Here is a 21,404-nt window from a genome sequence, read left to right as displayed (position 1 = left end):
GGACGAGGAGGCCCCCTGAGCGGCCCGGGGCCGATCCGGCGATTCATGGCCAAATGACGAGAATGCCGGTGCCGGCGGGGCGGGGACCGGCGGGACGAGGCAGGGCGGGGCAGGGCGGGGCAGGGCGGCGCCGCGCCCCCCGGCCGGGAACGACGGAACGGCGGTGGCGGACCTCCGAGGAGGTCCGCCACCGCCGTTCGCACGTCTCGCGCCGCTCGGCGCCGGGCGTCAGGGCGCCGCCGCGCCCTGCTGGGCACCACCCGTCGGACTGGGCGACATGGTCGGCTTGGTCGGCTTGGTGCTGCTGGGCGCGGGCCCGGTCGACGCGGTCGACGACGTCGGCTGCGGGGTGGTGCAGAGCCCCGGGATGAGGCAGGTGGGCGAGGATCCGCCACCGCCGTTGCCGCCACCGCCGGTCGGCGGCTGGGTCTTGGTCGGCGCCTGGGTCGGCACCGTGCCCGGGCAGTCCACGCCGGGCACACAGGCCGGCTGGGTGTTGGTGGGCTGCGTCGGCTGCTGCGCGCCCGGGTCCGGCGCGGTGGGCGCCGTGGTCTCGGTCATCGTCGGCGAGGAAGAGGGCGAGGCCGTGCTCGGCGCCCCGGAGGAGTCCACCTGGGTGCCGACCGGCTGCGGCGTCGGGAAGTCCATCTTCTTCTCGTTGGCCAGGGCGGCCTTCATGTACCGGGTGAAGATGTCGGTCGGGGTGTCACCACCGTGCACCGAGTCCTTGCCGCCGGTGCCGTTGAGCGACAGGCGCTCGTGCTTGGTCGGGTCCTCGCGCCACATCGCGACGCTGGTGGCCAGCTGCGGGGTGTAGCCGACCCACCAGGCCGACTTGTTCTCGTCGGTGGTACCGGTCTTGCCGGCCACCGGGCGGCCCAGCGCGTTGCTCTTGGAGCCGGTACCGTTCTTCGCCACGTTCACCAGCACGTCGGTGACGTTGTCCGCGACGGCCGGCTCCAGCGCCTGCTTGAGCTCGGGCTTGCTGAAGCCCGGCCGCGCCGTGCCCTTCACCTCGACCTTGGTCACCGAGTACGGGTCGGCCTGCTTGCCGCTGGCCGCCAGGGTCGCGTACGCGTCGGCCATCCGGATCGGGCTCACGGTGGAGGTGCCGAGCGCGAAGGTCGGGGTCTTGGGGTCGGCGAAGCTCTCCTTGCGCACGCCCATCGCCTCGGCGATGTTGGCCACGTTCTGGCCGCCGACGTCCTGGTTGAGCTGGACGAACGGGACGTTGAAGGAGTTCTGCATGGCCGCCCGCAGCGAGACGTAGCCGCGCTTGCCGGCGTCCTCGTTCTTCTGCCGGTACGGCTTGCCGTCGTCACCGATCACCAGCGAGCCGTCCGGCTTGCGGATCTCGGACAGGTCGTCCGAGAGGTAGCGGCTGTCGGCGTTGATCCGCTTCGGCTGGCCCTTGTCGTCCTTCGCGGTCTGCACCCCGACCTGCATCGCGGCGGCCAGCACGAAGGGCTTGAAGGTCGAGCCGACCTGGACGCCCTTGGCGTCCGCGTTGTTGTCGAAGTGCTGGTTCTCCACGCCGTCGCCGCCGTATATGGCGACGATCGCACCGTCGCCGGGGCGGACGCTGGCCGCGCCGAACTGGACGAAGTTGTCCTTCTCGGGCCGCTTCTGGACGTTGAGCGTCTCGCCCTTGACGTCGTCCACGGCCTTCTTGAGGGCGTCGACCTTGTCCTTCTCGAAGGTCGTGTAGATCTTGTAGCCGCCCTTGTCGATCGACTGCTGGGTGATCGTCGGGTCCTTGGACATCATGAACTTGTTCGCGGTGTCGACCAGGTAGCTGATCTCGCCGTTCATGTTGGTCGGCGGCTTGCGCGGGATCGGCTCGGGGAACGCGGTGCACTTGGCCCGCTCCTCCGCCGTGGCGTTCTTGGTGGTGACCATCCGGTTCAGGATCCAGGTCCAGCGCTCCACGGCGCGGTCCTTGTTCGCCGCAATGGTGGGGTCGTACAGTGCGGCGCCCTTGAGCAGACCGGCCAGCATGGCGCTCTGGCAGATGTCGAGGTCCTTGGCGTCGATGCCGTAGTACGCCTGGGAGGCCGCCTGGATGCCGGTGGCCCCGCGGCCGAACCAGCTGACGTTCAGGTAGTCCCGCAGGATGTCGTTCTTCTCCGTCTCCTGATTGACCTTCAGGGTGATGAAGAACTCGCGCACCTTGCGGCTGAGCGTCTGGTCCTGGCTCAGGTAGGCGTTCTTGACGTACTGCTGGGTGATCGTCGAGGCGCCCTGGGTCTCGCCGCCGGTCGCCATGTTGTACACGGCGCGCATCATGCCCACGGGGTCGATGCCGCTGTCGGTGCGGAAGGTGGCGTTCTCCGCGGCGATGACGGCGTTCTGCACGTTGGGGCTGATGTCGGCGAGCTCGACGATCTGCCGGTTGGTCTCGCCCTTGCGGGCCATCTCCGAGCCGTCGGCCCAGTAGTAGATGTTGTTCTGGTCGTTCACCAGGTCGTGGATCTGCGGGACGGTGGTGGACGCGTAGGCGTACCAGACCCCGCCCACGCAGGTCGCGAAGAAGACCAGGAAGCCGGTGAGCCACTGCTTCCACGACGGCAGCCAGCGGCGGACGCCCTGCTTGCCGAAGCGCGGGTAGTCGATGAACCGCTTCTTGCCGGGCTTGCCGGGCTTGCCGGGCTTGCCACCGCGGTCATCCGCACCGGCCGCCGCCGCGCCGCCGGCGCGCTTGCCGCCCCTCTGGGCCGCCTTGCGCATCTCGGCCCGGGTCATCCGGGGCTGCTGCGCGGTCTCCCGGACACCCGCCGGACGCCGGCGGCCGGGACCGTCCGGGCCGGGCCCGTCCTGTCCCGCGCCGCCCGGGCGGCCGTTGTCACCCGGGGGCTGCCCGCCACCGTCGGCAGACCTCCGCCGTCGTTCGCTCATGTTCCAGCTACTCCTCGCCAGGCGGTCGAGCCTGAAGGCAGGGTTCACGTCCGATGCCCGCAACCGCCCTAACCCCGGAGGTGGTCCTCGTGCACACGCGACAGCGTACGCAGCCGAGAACCGCACCTAATCGGGCATCAGGTATCAATGCCCGCAAAACGGCGGCAGATCATTACATGCCCGTTGCCAAGCACACCTGCGCGTCGCCTTGTGATCACATTCACGCGTGCCCCCCTTGCTCGACCGGGGACCCAGGTTTACTGTTCTCGATATATCGAGCCGATACATCGGCACGGCATACCGCCGGAGACGGCGGGCCAGGACCCGGCCTGGAGGAAGGAGGACGACGGCATTGGGCAGGCGCTCAGGAGTGCTGGAGTTCGCCGTTCTCGGCCTGCTCCACGACGCCCCGATGCACGGGTACGAGCTGCGCAAGCGGCTCAACGTCCTGCTCGGAACGTTGCGCGCGTTCTCCTACGGAACGCTCTATCCGTGTCTGAAGAGCCTGGTGGCCCAGGGCTTCCTCGTCGAGGACAACCCGGACGACGAGTACGTCCCGGCCACCGCGCTCAACGGCAAGCGGTCCAAGATCGTCTACCGGCTCTCCCCCGAGGGCAAGGAGCGCTTCGAGGAGCTGCTGGCCGACTCCGGCCCCGACGCGTGGGAGGACGAGCACTTCGGCGTCCACTTCGCGTTCTTCGGCCAGACCGACCGGGCCGTGCGGATGCGCGTCCTGGAGGGTCGCCGCAGTCGGCTGGAGGAGCGCCTCGAACGGATGCGCAACTCGCTCGCCCGGGCCCGCGAGCGGTTCGACGACTACACCGTCGAGCTGCAGCGGCACGGCCTGGAGTCGGTGGAGCGCGAGGTCCGGTGGCTCAACGAGCTGATCGAGACCGAGCGGGCCAACCGCAGTGGCCGGACCGGACCGCTCACCGGCGGGCCGAGTACCGCAGGATCCGACAAGACTTCGGACGGCCGTGGCCAGGAGGCCGGATCCCCGGATCCGCCCGGGCCACCGTACGACCGCCCGGGGCGCTCCGACCAGGAGCGCTGACACCGCGTCCGCCCTGTGCCGCGCGGTAGGAGTGGGCGCCTCGCGCCCGTCAGGCATTCATCGAAAACGCAGGACGAGCGCCGCCGAGCACCGGCGGCCCTCATGAGATCACAGGGAGCAACCGGAATGGGTTCGGTTCGCGTAGCCATCGTGGGCGTGGGCAACTGCGCCGCGTCGCTGGTGCAGGGTGTCGAGTACTACAAGGACGCCGACCCGGCCGGCAAGGTCCCCGGCCTGATGCACGTCCAGTTCGGTGAGTACCACGTCCGTGACGTGGAGTTCGTCGCCGCCTTCGACGTCGACGCCAAGAAGGTCGGCTTCGACCTGGCCGACGCCATCGGCAGCAGCGAGAACAACACCATCAAGATCTGCGACGTGCCGCCGACCGGTGTCACCGTCCAGCGCGGCCACACCCTCGACGGCCTCGGTAAGTACTACCGGGAGACCATCGAGGAGTCCGACGAGGCCCCGGTCGACGTCGTCCAGGTCCTCAAGGACCAGCAGGTCGACGTTCTCGTCTGCTACCTGCCCGTCGGTTCGGAGCACGCGGCGAAGTTCTACGCCCAGTGCGCCATCGACGCCAAGGTCGCCTTCGTGAACGCCCTCCCGGTGTTCATCGCGGGCACCAAGGAGTGGGCGGACAAGTTCACCGAGGCCGGCGTGCCGATCGTCGGTGACGACATCAAGTCCCAGGTCGGCGCCACCATCACGCACCGCGTGATGGCCAAGCTGTTCGAGGACCGCGGTGTCGTGCTCGAGCGCACCATGCAGCTGAACGTCGGCGGCAACATGGACTTCAAGAACATGCTCGAGCGTGAGCGCCTGGAGTCCAAGAAGATCTCGAAGACGCAGGCCGTCACCTCGCAGATCCGGGACCGTGAGCTGGGCGCCAACAACGTCCACATCGGCCCGTCCGACTACGTGGCGTGGCTCGACGACCGCAAGTGGGCCTACGTCCGCCTTGAGGGTCGCGCGTTCGGCGACGTCCCGCTGAACCTCGAGTACAAGCTCGAGGTCTGGGACTCCCCGAACTCCGCCGGTGTCATCATCGACGCCGTGCGCGCCGCGAAGATCGCCAAGGACCGCGGCATCGGCGGCCCGATCCTCTCCGCGTCCTCGTACTTCATGAAGTCCCCGCCGGTCCAGTACTTCGACGACGAGGCCCGCGAGAACGTCGAGAAGTTCATCAAGGGCGAGGTCGAGCGCTGAGCTCGATGACGATCCCGATCGTCGGGCGCCCGGGTTCCGGGCGCTGAGCACAGGACACGCGCTGAACGGGTCCACGGTCCGCCGTGGGCCCGTTCACCGTTTTCCGGCGAATGTTTCACGTGAAACACGGACCGGTTCCATGGCAGTCTGGGCGGGTGGCGATCACGGACAACGGCAGCACCGACCAGACCGCGCACCGCGCCACGCTCCTCGGCCTGCTCCGCGGGCGAGATTTCCGCCGACTGCTGACCGCCCGGGTGCTCTCCCAGCTCTCCGACGGCGTCTTCCAGGTCTCGCTCGCCGCCTACGTGGTGTTCTCCCCGGAGAAGCAGTCCTCCCCCGCCGACATCGCCTCGGTGCTGGCCGTGATGCTGCTGCCGTTCTCCGTGATCGGCCCGTTCGCCGGCGTGCTGCTGGACCGCTGGCGCCGCCGTCAGGTGCTGTTCTACGGCAACCTGGCCCGGTTCGGGCTCGGCCTGGTCACCGGCGGCCTGCTCCTGGCCGAGGCCCCGACCGCGCTGTTCTTCGCCTCCGCGCTGCTGGTCACCGCGCTCAACCGGTTCATCCTGGCGGGCCTGTCCGCGGCGCTGCCCCGGGTCGTCCCGCAGGACCAGCTGGTGACCGCCAACGCGCTCTCCCCCACCCTGGGCACGGTCGCCGCGGCCTCCGGCGGAGGCCTGGGCTTCCTGCTGCACCAGGTGCTGACCCCCGGGCCGAGGGCCGACGCGGCGCTGGTCACCGTCGCCGCGCTGCTCTACCTGTCGGCCGCGCTGGCGGCCCGCCGGATGGACCGGGACCTGCTGGGGCCCGAGCACCGCACCGACCGCCCGCCGCTGGGCCGGGCGCTGGTGCTGGCCGCCCGCGACCTGGGCGCGGCCGTCACCCATCTGGTCCGGGACTGCCGGCCCGCGGTGCACGCCCTCGCCGCCGTCACCGCGGCCCGGTTCTGCTACGGCGTGCTGATCGTCGTCCTGGTGATGCTCGCGCGCTACACCTTCAACGACCCGGGTGACAGCGCCGCCGGACTGGTCACCCTGGGCCAGGCGGTCGGCCTCTCCGCCGCCGGCTTCTTCCTCGCCGCGGTGATCAGCCCGTGGTGCACCCGCCGGCTCGGGCTGGGCGGCTGGATGACGCTCTGCCTGGCGGCTCCGGTGGTCTTCGTGCCCGCGCTCGGCCTGGGCTTCTCCCTGGTGCCGTGCCTGATCGCGGCGCTGCTGCTCGGCGTGGTCACCCAGGGCACCAAGATCTGCGCCGACACCGTCGTCCAGGAGTCGGTCGAGGACGACTACCGCGGCCGCGTCTTCGCCATCTACGACGTGCTGTTCAACGTCGCCTTCGTGGCCGCCGCCACGGTGACCGCGCTGGTGCTGCCGCTCTCCGGCCGCTCGGTCGGGGTGGTCGTGGGAGTCTCCCTGGTCTACGCGCTCGCCGCCGTGTGCTATCTGCGGGCGGCCCGGCGGACCGGACCGCTCCCCGGCGACCGGGTGTCCTGAGACCGCGCACCCTCGGAACCTGCCCCGTCCGGGTGAGTCGCTAAGGTACGTCAGATCTGTCGGAGCGACAGCACTCTGTCTCGGGGGAGAACCTGATGAGCACACCGCCCGGTCCGTACGGACCGCCGCCCCAGTACGGCTATCCGCAGGCCCCCGGGCCGGGCGTTCCGCCCCAGGGCGGACCGCCGTACGGTGCTCCGCCTCCGCAGTACGGCCCGCCCCAGCCGGCGCCCGCCGGCTACGGACAGCCGCCGGCCTACGGCTACCCGGCCGCGCCGCCGCCCGCCCCGGCCGCCCCCGGGTACGGGCAACCCCCGTACGGTCCGCCGCCCGGCGGCCAGGCCCCGTACGGCCAGCAGCCGCCGTACGGGCAACCGCCCGCCGAGCCGGCGCGCAAGACCGGGACCAAGGCCAAGCTGAAGGCCGGCGTCGCCGTGGTCGGCGGCGCCGCGCTGGTCGTCGGCTACTTCGTCAGCGGCCCGAGCGTCAGCAGCGCCAAGGCGGGCGACTGCGTCAAGGCCAGCGGCTCGCGCAGTGTCGACATCGTCAAGTGCACCGACAGCAAGGCCAATTACAAGGTGCTGGCCACGTTCGACAGCACCGACACCAGCCGCTGCAGGCAGACCGTCGGAACGACCAGCACCGTCTCGGGCAAGAGCGGGCGGCGCTGGAACAAGAAGCGCTACGTGCTCTGCCTCGGTCCGCTGACCACCGGTGTGCCGCCGGTCAAGAAGTCCTGACCCCTTCTCCTCACCGCTCACCTTCCACGGGGGACCCCCTTTGTCCGTTCCACCTCCCCAGATGCCGTACGGCGCCCCGCCGCCGGCCGACGCCAACCCCTACGCGGCCGGCAATCCGTACGGCGCCCAGCCGCCGCCCGCGGCCCCGCCCGGCTACGGCTACCCCGCCGCGCCGCCGCCGGCCGCACCCGGGTACGGAGTGCCCGCACAGCCCGCACCGCCCGGTTACGGCTACCCGCAGCAGCAGGCGGGGTACGCGCAGCAGCCGCCCCAGGGCGGACCGGTCTGCCGGTTCTGCGGCGGCTTCCCCGCGGTGGAGACCACCGTCCGCGGGCACCAGGGCATCATCATCGTCATGCGGTTCCTGAAGCAGCCGGGGCCGTTCTGCCGCACCTGCGGCACCGCGGTGGTCCGCGACATGTCCGCCCGCACCCTGGTCCAGGGCTGGTGGGGCTACCTGTCCTCGATCATCACGCCGATCACCCTGCTGCGGAACCTGGCCGCGCACAACAAGATCAAGGACCTGCCGCCGCCCGCCCCCGGCACCCACGGCCCGCAGCTCGACCCGGGCGTCCCGCTGACCAAGCGGCCGCACATGCTGATGCTGCTGCTGCCGATCCTCTCGATCACGTCGTTCGTCATCCTGATCACCACCGGCGCGCTGCTCGGGGCGAACCACCGCAGCGCCACGCCGTACCACCCGATCGTGCTGCCGCCGCCGGCCACGGTGTCCATGCCCCCGATGCCGTCCTTCTCGCTGCCGCCGATCCCGGAGATCACCACGCCGGGTGCGGCGAAGCCGTCCTCCCCGGCCGGGGCCTCCTCGGTGCCCAGCGACATCGACCGGGCCAAGGCCGGCGACTGCCTGCGCAACGAGAACGGAACGGGCGCCACCCACGACCCCAACCCGCGGATCACGATGCTCGCCTGCTCCGACTCGCGGGCCCAGTACAAGGTGCTGCGCAAGATCCTCGCCTCCAGCGACGACAAGGCGTGCGACAACGTGCCGAACTCGGACAGCAGCTACACCCGCGAGGCGTCCACCGCGGCGCTGAGCTACGTCCTCTGCCTCCAGGGGATCAACGGCTGACGGCCCACCGCCACGACGCGGGAGGGGTGGTCCGGGGAGTCCCCGGGCCACCCCTCCGGCGTGCCGCGCCCTGCTCAGCCCTGCTGGGCCGCCCACCAGGCACGGAGGGCGGCGACCGCCTCCTCGTGCTCCAGCGGGCCGTGCTCCAGACGCAGTTCGAGCATGTGCTTGTACGCCTTGCCGACCTGCGGACCCGGCTTGAGGTCGAGCAGCTCCATGATCTGGTTGCCGTCCAGCGCGGGGCGGACGGCGTCCAGCTCCTCCTGGGCCTTCAGTTCGGTGATCCGCTCCTCCAGCCCGTCGTACGTCCGGGAGAGCGCCGCCGCCTTCTTCCGGTTGCGGGTGGTGCAGTCGGAGCGGGTCAGCTTGTGCAGGCGCTCCAGCAGCGGCCCTGCGTCGGTGACGTAGCGGCGCACCGCCGAGTCGGTCCACTCGCCGCCGCCGTAGCCGTGGAAGCGCAGGTGCAGCTCGACCAGGCGCGAGACGTCCTCGGTGAGCTCCTTGGAGTACTTGAGCTCACGCATCCGCTTGCGGGTCATCTTGGCGCCGACCACCTCGTGGTGGTGGAAGGAGACCCGGCCGTCGGACTCGAAGCGCCGGGTCCGCGGCTTGCCGATGTCGTGCAGCAGCGCGGCGAGGCGCAGCGTGAGGTCGGGGCCGTCCTGCTCCAGGTCGATGGCCTGCTCCAGGACGGTCAGCGAGTGCTCGTAGACGTCCTTGTGCCGGTGGTGCTCGTCCCGCTCCAGCTTCAGCGCCGGCAGCTCGGGCAGCACGTGGTCGGCCAGGCCGGTGTCGACGAGCAGCCGCAGGCCCTTCACCGGGTGGGCGGCGACCAGCAGCTTGTTGAGCTCGGCCTGGACCCGCTCGGCGGAGACGATGGTGATCCGCTCGGCCATCGCGGTCATCGCGGCGACCACCTCGGGGGCCGGCTCGAAGTCCAGCTGGGCGGCGAAGCGGGCGGCCCGCATCATCCGCAGCGGGTCGTCGGAGAAGGACTCCTCCGGGGTGGCGGGGGTGCGCAGCACCCGGGCCTCCAGGTCGTCCAGACCGCGGTGCGGGTCGACGAAGCCGCGGTCGGGCAGGTCGACGGCCATCGCGTTGACGGTGAAGTCACGGCGGACGAGGTCCTGCTCGATGGTGTCGCCGTAGGTGACCTCGGGCTTGCGCGAGGTGCGGTCGTACGCCTCGGAGCGGTACGTGGTGATCTCGATCAGGAAGGAGCCCTGCGGGGTGTCCTTGCGGGCGCCGACGGTGCCGAAGGCGATGCCGACGTCCCAGACGGCGTCCGCCCAGCCCTTCACCAGCTTCAGGACCTCGTGCGGACGGGCGTCGGTGGTGAAGTCCAGGTCGTTGCCGAGGCGGCCGAGCAGCGCGTCCCGGACCGAGCCGCCGACCAGCGCGAGCCGGTGCCCGGCGGCCTGGAAGCGGCGGGCGATCTCGTCGGCGACCGGGGACACCCGGAGCAGTTCCTGCAGCCCCCGGGTCTGCGCCTCGCTCAGCCCTGGGACGGCCTGGGTGGCGATGCTGGAATGATGGGCGCCGGACTCGTGGGCGGTGGGCTCATTGGCAGTGGACACGGCTCACAAGGGTACGTGGCCCGGCGGCCCCGCTGCCCGCGCGTTTTCCGGTGCTCACTCCAAGGCCCGCAACACTGCACCACCCGCCGCATCGTTACCATGCCGGGTGGAGCGAGTCTCGGGCACCGGCGAGGAGCCGCGGTGCCGCGCGCCGGCACGGCCGACCGGACCGTCGGGCGGACGCGTTCCTCACCACCGATCCACCGATCCACCGATCCATCGATCCACCGATCCACGGCCGGTCCTCTCCGGCCGGCGGGACATCCGCAGCAGTACAGCATCAAGCAGCGAGCAATCGAGAACGGCGAGGGCGAAGCGCGTGGGCGAGCCGGCACGGCACTCGGGCCTGGAGGCGGACGGACACCCTGGGCGGGCCTGCGAACGCACCGGAGGCGGCGCCGACGGGCGGGGCCCGGGGCGCCGCCCGGCGCGTGCCGTCCGGCGGCTGGCGGCCGTCCTCGGCGCCGCGCTGGCGCTGCTCCCGGCCGTGCCGGCCGGAGCGACCGGGGCGTCGCCCGCCGGGGGCGGCCGTCCGGCGGCCGGGACGGCGGTCTCCGCCGAGTACCCGGTGGTGATGACCATCGACGGCGTGAACAAGCCGGTGGCCGTCCAGAACGGCACCGTGACGATCACCGGGCAGGTCACCAACGCCGGTCAGTCGGTGCTGAAGTCGGCCCACGCCGCGGTGCGCAAGCCCTGGCAGGGCCGGCCGCTGACCACCCGCAGCGATCTGACCGTGACCGCGGGCCGGACCAATCCGGTCGGCGCGGACGGCGTCGACCTGGACAGCCCCCAGTACGCGCTGAACGAGCTGGGCCCGGGCCAGAGCCAGCCGTTCACGCTGAGCGTCGCGGTGGCCGACCTCCAGCTGTCCGGCGGTGAGGGCGTCTACGAACTCGCCGTGGACGTCTGGGGCTCGACCGGCGACAACCAGCACGACCGCCCGCTGGGCATCGCCCGCACCTTCCTGCCCTACACCCCGTCCACGGCCGAGGCGCAGCCCTCCAAGCTCACCACCGTCTGGCCGCTGGTCCACGCCCCGGTGCTGGCCGCGCAGACGATGTCCGACAACGACCAGAGCATCCCGGTGCTGCGCGACGACAGCCTGGCGGCGGAGTTCGCGCCGGGCGGCCGGCTCTACGAGCTGGTGGAGACCGGCGCCACGCTGCCGAACCTGACCTGGGTGGTCGACCCGGACCTGCTGGACACCGCGTTCGCGATGACCAAGCAGTACCGGGTGCAGAAGCCCGGCACGGAGAAGAAGGCGGCGAAGGAGGACAACACCGTCGCGGGCAGCGGCTCGGCGGCCGCCACGGCCTGGCTGGAGAAGCTGCGGGCCGCCGTGGCGAAGGCGGGCAGCCAGGTGGTGTCGCTGCCGTACGCCGATCCGGACCTCGCCTCGATCGCGCACAACGCCGCCGAGCTCCCGGGGGTGGACGCCGCGCTCGGCAAGGCCGCCACGGCGGGCCGGCTGACCGTCGAGGGCCGGCTGGCGGTGGACACCCGCTCGGACGTGGCCTGGCCCTACCAGGGCTACCTGGACCAGCAGATCGCGGCGATGGCCCAGCGCACCGGCAGTTCCCTGGTGCTGGTCAACGGCGCGAGCCTGCCGGAGCCGGACGCGTTGAAGTACACCCCGACCGCCGTGCGCCCGATCGGCAGCGGACAGAACGCGGTGGTGGCCGACGAGACCGTCTCCGCGCTGTTCGACCGGGACCTGAACACGCCGCAGGAGCAGACCCTGGCGGTCCAGCGCTTCCTCGCCGAGACCTTCGTGATCTCCCGGCAGGAGCCGCAGAACCCGCGCGGTCTGCTGGTGATGCCGCCGCGCGACCTGACCGCCGGCACCGCCAAGGCGCTCGCCACCGCCGTGCTGGCGGCGCAGGCCGGCAGGTGGGTGGACCCGGTCAAGCTGGACACGCTCGCCCAGGCCGCGGCCGATCCGAAGGCCAACACCGCCGTCCCGGCGGCCACCGACTACCCGTCGCAGGCCCGGGCCTCGGAGCTGCCGTCCTCGGCGCTGACCGACACCATCAGGATCCAGAGCGATCTGGACACCCTGATGCGCGTGCTCACCCTGCCCCAGCGGGTGCGCGGCCCGTTCAGCGCCGCGATGGTCCGCTCGATGTCGACCGAGTGGCGGGCGCAGGCGCCGGAGGGCTCCGTCTACCGGGACGGCGTGGCGGGCTACCTCAGCGAGCTGACCAAGGCGGTGTACGTCCCCAAGAAGAACGTCATCACCTTCGCCGGTGACACCGGGGTGCTCCAGGTCAGCGTGCGCAACGACCTCACCCAGCCGGTCACCAACCTCAAGCTGGTGCTGCTCCCGGGCCAGGCCAACCGGCTCAAGATCCGGCCCGCCGAGGAGCTGGTGCTGCCCGCTTCGCAGAGCGTCACCCTGCGGTTCCCGGCCGAGGCCCAGAACAACGGGCCGGTGTCCGTGACCGCCCAGCTCTGGACGACCGGGCCGAACCCGCAGAAGTACGGCGACGCGCAGGTCTTCACCGTGGAGGTCACCTCGGTGACCAACGGGGTGCTGTACGTCTTCGGCGGCGGTCTGGTGCTGCTCCTGCTGGCGGCCCTGCGGTTCTTCCGCCAGCGCAAGCGCCGTGTGGAGGACGACGGCGACGAGCCGTACGGTGACGCGCCGCTGGACGACCACCCGCTCGACGACGCCCCGGCGGCCGGCGACGGGGCAGCCGACCGGCCGGCCCGGCCCGAGGAGGAGGCGGACCGGGCGGAGCCTGCGGCGGCGGACGGGGACGGCCAGGGGCCGGAGCGTGGAGGAGCCGCGCAGACACCGCGCGGCAGCACCGCAGATGGCCGGGATCGGACCACCAGTGATGAGAAGGTTGGTCCTTGACACCGCCGATACCCGCCCGTTTTCTCCGGGGCGGCCTCCCCCACGACATCGAAGAGGTGACATGACCGGGCGCAGCGAGGAGCGGCCGCCGGGCCGCGGTGAGGGCCGGCCGGGTGCCGAGTCGCCGTCCGGCGACTGGTACGTGGCCGACACCTACGCCCAGGACCCGTACGCGGCCGACGCGTACCAGGGTCCCCAGGACGGCCAGGACCCGTACGGTCTGCGGGCCGCCCGGCCGGCCGAGCCGCAGCCGCCGGTCGCCGCGTACGACGTGCCGCCGCAGCTGCCGCCGCAGAACGGCGGCTACCCGACGCCGGTCCCCCCGGCGACGTTCGCCCCGCCCGTCCCGCCGGTGCAGCCCGGCTGGGACACCCCGGTGCAGCAGGGCGCGGCCCACCAGGGCGCGGCCGAGCAGCCGGTGGCGGCCTGGCAGCAGAGCGCGCCCCACTGGGAGCAGCCGGCCCCGGTCGGCGGCCAGTGGGGCGGCCAGGAGCAGCCGCACCAGCAGCAGTGGCAGCCCGGCCCGGCGCATTCGGCCTGGGACTCCGAGAGCACCGAGTACGTGGGGGTGGACGGCCTGTTCGGCGGCCGGTCCGCCGAGGCCGCGGCCCGCCCGCCGGCCCAGCAGCCGCCGGCTCCGGAGCCGCCGGCTCCCCCGATGACGGCCCAGCCGCCGGTCGGACCGTCGCCGTTCCCGTCCTCCGCGCCGTTCCCCCCGGCCGGCGCGTACCACGGGAACCCGGGCCACCCCGGTCCGCAGGGCTACCGCGACGGTCCGGAGGGGCAGCGCCCGTTCGTGCCGCCGATCGAGTTCGACCCGCCGCTCTCCGAGGAGGAGGCCACCATGCAGGTGGCGGCGGTCCAGCTGCCGCCCGCGGTGGAGCCGCTGGAGGAGCTGGCCGCCGAGGCGCCCGCCGCACCGGCCCCCGCCCCCGCCACCGGCGGCAAGGTGTCGAGCCTGCTGAACTCCAGCGCCATCATGGCGGCCGGCACGCTCGTCTCCCGCGGCACCGGCTTCCTGCGCACCATGGTGATCGCCGCCGCGATCGGCCTGGGCGTGATGGGTGACTCCTACAACGCGGCGAACACCCTGCCCACCCTGCTCTACATCCTGATCGGCGGCGGCGCCCTGAACGCCGTCTTCGTGCCGCAGCTGGTCCGCAGCATGAAGAACGACGCGGACGGCGGCACGGCCTACGCGAACCGGCTGCTCACCCTGGTGATGGTGGGCCTGGCCGGGGTGACCTTCGTGGCCGTGCTGGGCGCTCCGCTGCTGGTGCAGCTGATCGCGCACCCGCTCATGGGCAACGCCGCCAGCGCCGACACCACGGTGGCCCTGGCCCGGTACTGCCTGCCGACCATCTTCTTCATGGGCGTCCACGTGGTGATGGGGCAGATCCTCAACGCCCGCGGCCGCTTCGGCGCGATGATGTGGACCCCGGTCCTGAACAACATCGTGGTGATCTTCACCTTCTCCGCCTACCTCTGGGTCTACGGCGGCGCCGGCACCACCCAGGTCAGCCCGGAGACGATCTCCCCCGAGGGCGTCCGGCTGCTCGGGATCGGCACCCTGGTCGGCCTCGCCGTCCAGGCGCTGTCGATGGTCCCGTACCTGCGGGCGGCCGGCTTCCACTACCGGCCGCGCTTCGACTGGCGCGGCCACGGCCTGGGCAAGGCCGCCCGGCTGGCCAAGTGGACCTTCTTCTTCGTGCTGGCCAACCAGGCCGGCTACCTGGTCATCACCCAGCTCGCCACCTCGGCCGGGGACTCCGCCGCGAAGGGCGGCCACGGCGGTGTGGGTCTCGTCGCCTTCTCCAACGCCCTGCTGATCTGGCAGCTGCCGCAGGCCGTCATCGTCGTCTCGATCATGAGCGCGGTACTCCCCCGGCTCTCCCGGGCCGCTGCCGACGAGGACGCCGGCGCGGTGCGCGACGACCTCTCGCACGGGCTGCGCAGCACCGCGGTGGCGGTCGTCCCGGCCGCGTTCCTGTTCCTCTCGCTCGGCCCGGCGATCGGCCGCGCGATCTACGCCGTGGGCGGCAACGAGGTGGCCCTGGACAACGCCACCAACGTCGGTCTGATGCTCTCCGCCTTCGCCCTGGGCCTGATCCCGTACTCGGCGCAGTACGTGATGCTGCGCGGCTTCTACGCGTACGAGGACACCCGGACGCCGTTCTCCAACACCGTCTGGGTGGCGGCCTGCCAGGCCGTGTTCTCCCTGCTCTGCTGGATCGTCCTGCCGTCCGAGTGGGTCGTGACGGGCATGGCGTTCGGGTACGGTCTCGCGTACGCCGTCGGAGTGACGGTGGCGGTGCCCAAGCTGAAGAAGAAGATCGGCGGCCTGGACACCAAGCGGATCGGCAAGACCTACACCCGGCTGATCACCGCCTGTGTGCCGGCCACCCTGGTCGGGCTGGGCGTCAGCCTGGCGGTCCAGCAGGTCATCGACGGCTGGACCGGCAGTGTGCTGACCATCGTCCTGGCCGGCGGCGTCCAGCTGGCCGTCTTCGTGCTGATCGCGAAGAAGCTGCGGATCGAGGAGCTGAACGCCATGCTGGGCATGGTGCGCGGCCGACTGGGTCGCTGACCCTTCGTACCAACCGGTCCGTCCGGACGGCGCCCTGACCGGGCGCCAACCGGACGGACCGGACTCTCCGCCCCCACGGGCGGGTGCTGGGCCGCCGTCGGTGTCCGGGATCGCCCGGGACCGAGCCGGCGGCCCAGTGTCGGATCTGCACCACATCTCTCCACCGGCACGCAACCGCGGGTACCTTTCAGCGGTCGTACTCGGTGGAGAAGAGTGGGCACAATTGTCCTGGAGCACAGGGCCTCGGCCCGAGCGCTCCAGCGACTCTCTCAGGCCGGGGCGACACAAGGGGAGGCAGGACCACGGTGGCTGATGGCACCAAGGCGGTCGTCGACACGTCAGCAGCTGACGGGGCGGCGGACGAAGCCGCACTGGCCGCGGCGATCGACGAGCTCGCCGAGACGGCCCCGTCCACCACGTCCGGCGAGGACGCCGAGGACGCCGACGAGGACCGGGCGAAGCCCGCGCGCCCCGCCGGCGAGGAGACCTCGGAGATCACCGCGCCGCTCTCCGCCGACGAGATCCGGGCCGAGCTCGCCGCCCGCGAGGCCGGGCCCAAGCCGGCCGCGGCGCCCGCCGGCCGGCCCTCCGGGCGCCCCCCGCAGGACCCGCAGCCGACCCACGACCCCCGTGACACCGCCACCCTCCCGCGGACCCTGCCCGCCCCGCTGCGGCACAGCGGCGACAAGGTCGGCCACCGGTACCGGCTGGAGGAGTGCATCTCCCACACCGAGACCTTCAGCAGCTGGCGAGCGGTCGACGAGAAGCTGCGCCGGGCCGTCGGCGTCCACCTGATGGCCTCCGGTCACCAGCGCGCCCGGGCGGTGCTGGCGGCCGCCAAGTCGGCCGCGCTGCTCGGCGACCCGCGCTTCGTCCAGGTCCTGGACGCCGTCCAGGAGGGCGAGCTGGTCTACGTCGTGCGGGAGTGGTTGCCGCACGCCTCCGACCTCGCCAAGCTGCTCGTCACCGGCCCGATGGAGCCGCACGAGGCCTACCAGATGGTCCGCCAGGTCACCGACGCGGTGGCCGCCGCCCACCGGCGCGGCCAGGCGCATCTGCGGCTCACCCCGCGCTGCGTGCTGCGCACCGACAGCGGCCAGTACCGGATCAACGGCATCGCCGTCGACGCCGCCCTGCGCGGTCTGCCCGCCGAGGGCGCCGACGAGGACGCCGAGCGCACCGACACCCGTGCCATCGGCGCCCTGCTGTTCGCCGCGCTCACCCACCGCTGGCCGTTCCCGGAGGACCGCTACGACCTCCAGGGCCTGCCGAAGGACCTCCGCGACGTCCCGCCGGACCAGGTCCGGGCCGGCGTCCACAAGGGCCTGTCCGAGCTGGCCGCGCGCGCCCTATTCGACCAGCCGCCGCACCACGCGGAGCCGATCTCCACCCCGGAGGAGCTGGCCAGGGCGATCGCGCTGATGCCGCGGATCCGCCCGCCCGAGCCGGAGCTGCCCGCCTTCACCCCGCCGCCCCGGCACACCACCCACGCACTGCCCACCGCGCCCAACCCGACCCGGGTGGTGGCCGCCCCCGGCGCCGGACCGGCGCCCGCCCCGGCCCGTCAGGCCCCGGTCCGGCGCACCCGCCGCCGGCTGCGCCGGGCGCTCAAGGTGACGGCCTGGACGGTGGCCCTCGGCGCGATCGGCGTCGCCTCCTGGCAGCTGGTGGACCACCTGCGCAACCCCGGGACCTCCGTGGCCGCCGTCGACCCCTCGCCCTCCGGGACGTCGCCGACCGCGCACACCGCCCCGCACCCGCCGGTGCCGATCCAGATCAAGGACGCCCAGGCGTTCAGCCCGTCGGGCGAGAACAAGTACTCCCCGGCCAAGGCCTTCGACGGCGACCCCGGCACGTCCTGGGTCAGCTCCTGGTACAACGACCAGCTGGGCCCCAAGCCCGCCCTCCGGGACGGCATCGGCCTGCTGCTCGACCTCGGTTCCCCGCAGGCCGTCAGCTCGGTCAGCGCGCAGTTCGTCGGCAGCACCACGGCGGAGTTGCGGATCCCCGGCCCGCAGGCGGCCGGCGACCCGGCCAAGGCACAGCCGGGCGACTTCACGGCGGTCGGCAAGCAGAGCGGCACCACGCTCGACTACGCCCTGGAGAAACCGGTCACCACCCGCTACCTCTTGCTCTGGATGACCAGCCTGCCGAAGGATACGGACGGCAAGTACAAGGCCTACGTCTCCGAGGTCAAGGTCTCCGGCTGACCGGAGCCCGACCGGACGGGCACGGCAGGACGCCGCGCCCCGGCCGACGGGGCGGGGCGGCACGACACGGAACGGGCGAGGGGTGGCAGTGGCGGACGGGGCCGACCGGACGGACGACGACGCGGCGCTGCTCGCCCGGCACGTCGCCGGCGACCGGGCCGCCTTCGGCCTGCTGGTCGACCGCCACCGCGACCGGCTCTGGGCGGTCGCCCTGCGCACCCTGGGCGACCGCGAGGAGGCCGCCGACGCCCTCCAGGACGCGCTGGTCTCCGCCTTCCGCGCCGCCCACACCTTCCAGGGCCGCTCGGCCGTCACCACCTGGCTGCACCGGATCGTCGTCAACGCCTGCCTGGACCGCGCCCGGCGCACCGCCGCGCGGCGCACCAAGCCGCTCGACGACGACCCGCAACGCCTCGACGCCATGGTCGGCTCCGCCGAACCGGCCGACTCCCCGGTGGTCCGCGCCGAGCTGCACCGGGAGGTGGCGGCGGCGCTCGGCGAGCTGGCGCCCGAGCAGCGGGCCGCGCTGGTCCTGGTCGACATGCAGGGCTACCCGGTCGCCGAGGCGGCCGAGCTGCTGGGCGTGCCGGTCGGCACGGTGAAGAGCCGCTGCGCCCGCGGCCGGGCCCGTCTGCTGCCCCTGGTGCGGCACCTGCGCGAGGGCCGCGGCGCCGATGTTTCACGTGCAGCCGGCGTTTCACGAGCAGCCGATGTTTCACGTGAAACGGGGCCCTCGGGAGCAGCCTCTCCGGACGGTGCCGGACCGTCGGGAACCGCCCCGGGCGGCCGCGCCGCGCCCCCGGGGAACCCGCCCGGGGCCAGGACCGTCAGAGGAACAGGCCCCGACACCGGTCGGCCCCTTCTGGAAGGAGACGCGAGCACGCGATGACGGCCCCCCTCTCCTCCCCCGACCCCGTCGGAGCGCACCCCTCCGTCGACGAGCTCGCCGACCTCGCCGAGGAACTGGTCGAGCCCGCGGCCGCCGAGGCGCTGCGGGCGCACCTGGCCGGCTGCGCCGACTGCCGCGAGACCGCCGAGGCGCTCGCCGGGCTCGCCACCCTGCTGGCCGGGGCACCGGCCCCGGTGATGCCCGCCGACATCGCGGCGCGGCTGGACGCGGCCCTCGCGGCCGCGGCGGCCGACGCCGACGCGGCCGACCCCGGTACGCCCCCCGCCACGGCTCCCGAAGGCCCCCACACGGGCGCCGGGGCCCCCTCCCGGTCCATGGGCCCGGCCGCCGCCCCGCGCCCTGCCACAGCCCCCCTCGGGCCGCCCCGACGGCCGGCCACGGCGACCTCCGCCACCGGTCCGGGCCGCCACCGCCCGCGCCGCCGACGGGCCGCGATCCTGCTCGGCGCCGCGGCCGCGCTGCTCGCGGTCAGCCTCGGCAGCTCGCTGCTGCTGCGGCCGGCCGAGCGGCAGACGGCGGACACCGCCTCCGCCCGGGCCGCCGCGACGGCTCCCTCGGCCGGCCCCAAGGCGCAGCTCTCGACCGGCGGCACCGCGTACCAGGACGACCGGCTGGCGGCCCAGGTGCAGCAGCTGCTCGCCCGTAGCGGCGCGACCCCCGACGGCCGGGCCGAGACGTCCGGGTCCGCCGCGCCACCGGCCGACGGCGGACCGGGGCTGGGCCCGGGCGCGACCCGCAAGCCCTCCGCCTCGTCCGCGCCGGCACCCACCGACGGCGGACCGGGCCTCGGCCAGGGCGGCAGCGCCCCGGCCTGCCCGGCCCCCGCCGACGGACCGCTGCTGGCCTCCGAGCGCGGCAGCTACGCCGGTGACCCGGCCGAGCTGCTGGTGTACGGGGTGGCGGGCAGGGCCGACCGGGTCGACGTCTACCTCCGCGCGCCGGACTGCGGCCCGGTGCTGCTGCACCGCACCGTCCCGGCCCCCTGACCGGCGCGCCGACCGGCGGCCCGCGGCAGGACCGCCGAAAAGGCGCACCCATGGGCTGCGGGCGCGCCGGGAGACCGGCTCCGGCCGCCCGCCGCGCCCGCACCGTTCCCGTGCGATCCACGCCGGGTGCGGCCCGGCACTCCCACACTGCGGGCGCCTGGTGCCGATCGGCCTGGGAATGCGAGAGACTGGTCAGTCGTTGTCCCGGGCGGCGGAGCAGGACCGCCCTCCCCGCCCTAGCGCGGGTCGCGATGCGAACCAGGAGATGCAGTGAGCGACGTCCGTAACGTGATCATCATCGGTTCCGGCCCGGCCGGCTACACGGCTGCGCTCTACACCGCCCGTGCCGCCCTCAAGCCCCTCGTCTTCGAGGGCGCCGTCACCGCCGGTGGCGCGCTGATGAACACCACCGAGGTCGAGAACTTCCCCGGCTTCCGGGACGGCATCATGGGCCCCGAGCTGATGGACAACATGCGCGCCCAGGCCGAGCGCTTCGGCGCCGAGCTGATCCCGGACGACATCGTGGCCGTCGACCTCACGGGCGACATCAAGACCGTGACGGACTCCGAGGGCAACGTCCACCGGGCCCGCGCCGTGATCGTCACCACCGGCTCGCAGCACCGCAAGCTCGACCTGCCGAACGAGGACAAGCTCTCCGGTCGCGGCGTCTCGTGGTGCGCCACCTGCGACGGCTTCTTCTTCCGCGACCAGGACATCGCCGTGGTCGGTGGCGGTGACACCGCTCTGGAGGAGGCCACCTTCCTCTCCCGCTTCGCCCGCAGCGTCACGATCATCCACCGCCGGGACACCCTGCGCGCCTCCAAGGCGATGCAGGAGCGCGCCTTCGCCGACGAGAAGATCCGCTTCGAGTGGGACAGCGCGGTCGAGGCGATCCACGGCGACCCGAAGCTGAGCGGCGTGACCCTGCGGGACACCACCACCGGCGAGACCCGCGAGCTGGCCGTCACCGGTCTGTTCATCGCCATCGGCCACGACCCGCGCACCGACCTCTTCAAGGGTCAGCTGGAGCTGGACGCCGAGGGCTACCTGAAGGTCGAGGCCCCCTCGACCCGGACCAACATCCCGGGCGTCTTCGGTGCCGGCGACGTCGTCGACCACACCTACCGCCAGGCCATCACCGCCTCCGGCACCGGCTGCTCCGCCGCGCTGGACGCCGAGCGCTACCTGGCCTCGCTCGCCGACCTGGAGGCCGCGGCCGCCACCGTGGCGGTCTGAGCACCCCCACCGACCCACCCCGGGTGGGGGTGTTCCACGTGACACACCCCCACCCCCGCCGGGCAGAAACAGAACGGGCCCGCCCGTTGTTCTCCTGGCAGCACCCCCTCCGCACCACCCCGAGGAGTTCCCGTGGCCGGCGCCACCACTACCGTCACCGATGCGACGTTCAAGGCCGACGTCCTGGACAGCGACAAGCCCGTCCTGGTCGACTTCTGGGCCACCTGGTGCGGCCCGTGCCGCCAGGTCGCCCCGATCCTGGACGAGATCGCGGCTGAGCACTCCGACAAGCTGACCATCGCCAAGCTCGACGTCGATGCCAACCAGCAGACGGCTGCCCAGTACAACGTCATCTCGATCCCGACGCTGATCGTCTACAAGGGCGGCGAGCCGGTGAAGTCCATCACCGGTGCCCGTCCGAAGGCCGCGCTGCTGCGCGAGCTGGCCGACTTCCTCTAGGCCGTCGGCCCAGGGCCCCCGAGCCCGGTCCGGCCGACACACCGCGATGGCGGCGCCCCCACCCCGGGGGCGCCGCCATCGTCGTTCCCGGCTTC

14 protein-coding genes are annotated in these 21,404 nt (G+C 72.9%); 12 read left to right on the top strand and 2 right to left on the bottom strand.

The window, feature by feature from the left end:
* Positions 1–228: 228 nt before the first annotated feature.
* Positions 229–2,895 (bottom strand): transglycosylase domain-containing protein, encoded by a 2,667-nt coding sequence (locus tag ABZ495_RS29705; RefSeq protein ID WP_359838966.1) that lies wholly within the window; start codon positions 2,893–2,895, stop codon positions 229–231.
* 352 nt (positions 2,896–3,247) lie between these two features.
* Here ABZ495_RS29705 and ABZ495_RS29700 point away from each other — a divergent pair, with 352 nt between their 5' ends.
* The 5 genes from ABZ495_RS29700 to ABZ495_RS29680 all read left to right on the top strand — a co-directional run bounded on the left by ABZ495_RS29700 (position 3,248) and on the right by ABZ495_RS29680 (position 8,481).
* Positions 3,248–3,949: a helix-turn-helix transcriptional regulator gene (locus ABZ495_RS29700; RefSeq protein WP_329488780.1), complete on the top strand. Its 702-nt coding sequence runs from the start codon at positions 3,248–3,250 to the stop codon at positions 3,947–3,949.
* Positions 3,950–4,075: 126 nt separating this feature from the next.
* Positions 4,076–5,158, top strand: a complete 1,083-nt coding sequence (locus tag ABZ495_RS29695; protein ID WP_329488781.1) for an inositol-3-phosphate synthase — start codon at positions 4,076–4,078, stop codon at positions 5,156–5,158.
* Between the two features lie 155 nt (positions 5,159–5,313).
* Positions 5,314–6,651 carry an MFS transporter gene (locus ABZ495_RS29690; RefSeq protein ID WP_359805949.1) on the top strand — a complete coding sequence of 446 codons (1,338 nt, stop codon included), beginning with the start codon at positions 5,314–5,316 and terminating at the stop codon, positions 6,649–6,651.
* 95 nt (positions 6,652–6,746) lie between these two features.
* On the top strand, positions 6,747–7,391 hold the full coding sequence (locus ABZ495_RS29685; RefSeq protein ID WP_359838964.1) for a hypothetical protein: 645 nt from the start codon (positions 6,747–6,749) through the stop codon (positions 7,389–7,391).
* Positions 7,392–7,452: 61 nt separating this feature from the next.
* A complete protein-coding gene (locus tag ABZ495_RS29680) occupies positions 7,453–8,481 on the top strand; it encodes a hypothetical protein (protein ID WP_359805946.1) in 1,029 nt (342 codons plus the stop codon).
* A gap of 74 nt (positions 8,482–8,555) precedes the next feature.
* Here ABZ495_RS29680 and ABZ495_RS29675 read toward each other — a convergent pair whose 3' ends face one another.
* Positions 8,556–9,980 (bottom strand): CCA tRNA nucleotidyltransferase, encoded by a 1,425-nt coding sequence (locus tag ABZ495_RS29675; protein ID WP_329492175.1) that lies wholly within the window; start codon positions 9,978–9,980, stop codon positions 8,556–8,558.
* Positions 9,981–10,377: 397 nt separating this feature from the next.
* Here ABZ495_RS29675 and ABZ495_RS29670 point away from each other — a divergent pair, with 397 nt between their 5' ends.
* From ABZ495_RS29670 to trxA, 7 genes are all read left to right on the top strand, one after another.
* Positions 10,378–12,921, top strand: a complete 2,544-nt coding sequence (locus ABZ495_RS29670) for a DUF6049 family protein (RefSeq protein ID WP_359838962.1) — start codon at positions 10,378–10,380, stop codon at positions 12,919–12,921.
* A gap of 61 nt (positions 12,922–12,982) precedes the next feature.
* Positions 12,983–15,508 carry a murein biosynthesis integral membrane protein MurJ gene (gene murJ / locus ABZ495_RS29665; protein ID WP_359838960.1) on the top strand — a complete coding sequence of 842 codons (2,526 nt, stop codon included), beginning with the start codon at positions 12,983–12,985 and terminating at the stop codon, positions 15,506–15,508.
* A 305-nt stretch (positions 15,509–15,813) separates the two neighbouring features.
* Positions 15,814–17,718: a protein kinase family protein gene (locus ABZ495_RS29660; protein ID WP_359805939.1), complete on the top strand. Its 1,905-nt coding sequence runs from the start codon at positions 15,814–15,816 to the stop codon at positions 17,716–17,718.
* Positions 17,719–17,806: 88 nt separating this feature from the next.
* A complete protein-coding gene (gene sigM / locus ABZ495_RS29655) occupies positions 17,807–18,607 on the top strand; it encodes an RNA polymerase sigma factor SigM (protein WP_359838973.1) in 801 nt (266 codons plus the stop codon).
* Positions 18,604–19,614: a zf-HC2 domain-containing protein gene (locus ABZ495_RS29650; protein WP_359838958.1), complete on the top strand. Its 1,011-nt coding sequence runs from the start codon at positions 18,604–18,606 to the stop codon at positions 19,612–19,614. The genes sigM and ABZ495_RS29650 overlap by 4 nt, the downstream gene beginning before the upstream one ends.
* A gap of 270 nt (positions 19,615–19,884) precedes the next feature.
* Positions 19,885–20,850 (top strand): thioredoxin-disulfide reductase, encoded by a 966-nt coding sequence (trxB, locus tag ABZ495_RS29645; protein WP_352288563.1) that lies wholly within the window; start codon positions 19,885–19,887, stop codon positions 20,848–20,850.
* A gap of 132 nt (positions 20,851–20,982) precedes the next feature.
* Positions 20,983–21,309, top strand: coding sequence for a thioredoxin (gene trxA, locus ABZ495_RS29640; RefSeq protein ID WP_329488790.1), 327 nt, complete (start codon positions 20,983–20,985; stop codon positions 21,307–21,309).
* Positions 21,310–21,404: the final 95 nt, after the last annotated feature.

It is taken from the genome of Kitasatospora sp. NPDC005748, assembly GCF_040630735.1.
In the GTDB taxonomy this organism is placed as follows: domain Bacteria; phylum Actinomycetota; class Actinomycetes; order Streptomycetales; family Streptomycetaceae; genus Kitasatospora.
Note: the sequence above shows the minus strand (reverse complement) of the source record. Positions and strands in the feature narration are given on the sequence as shown.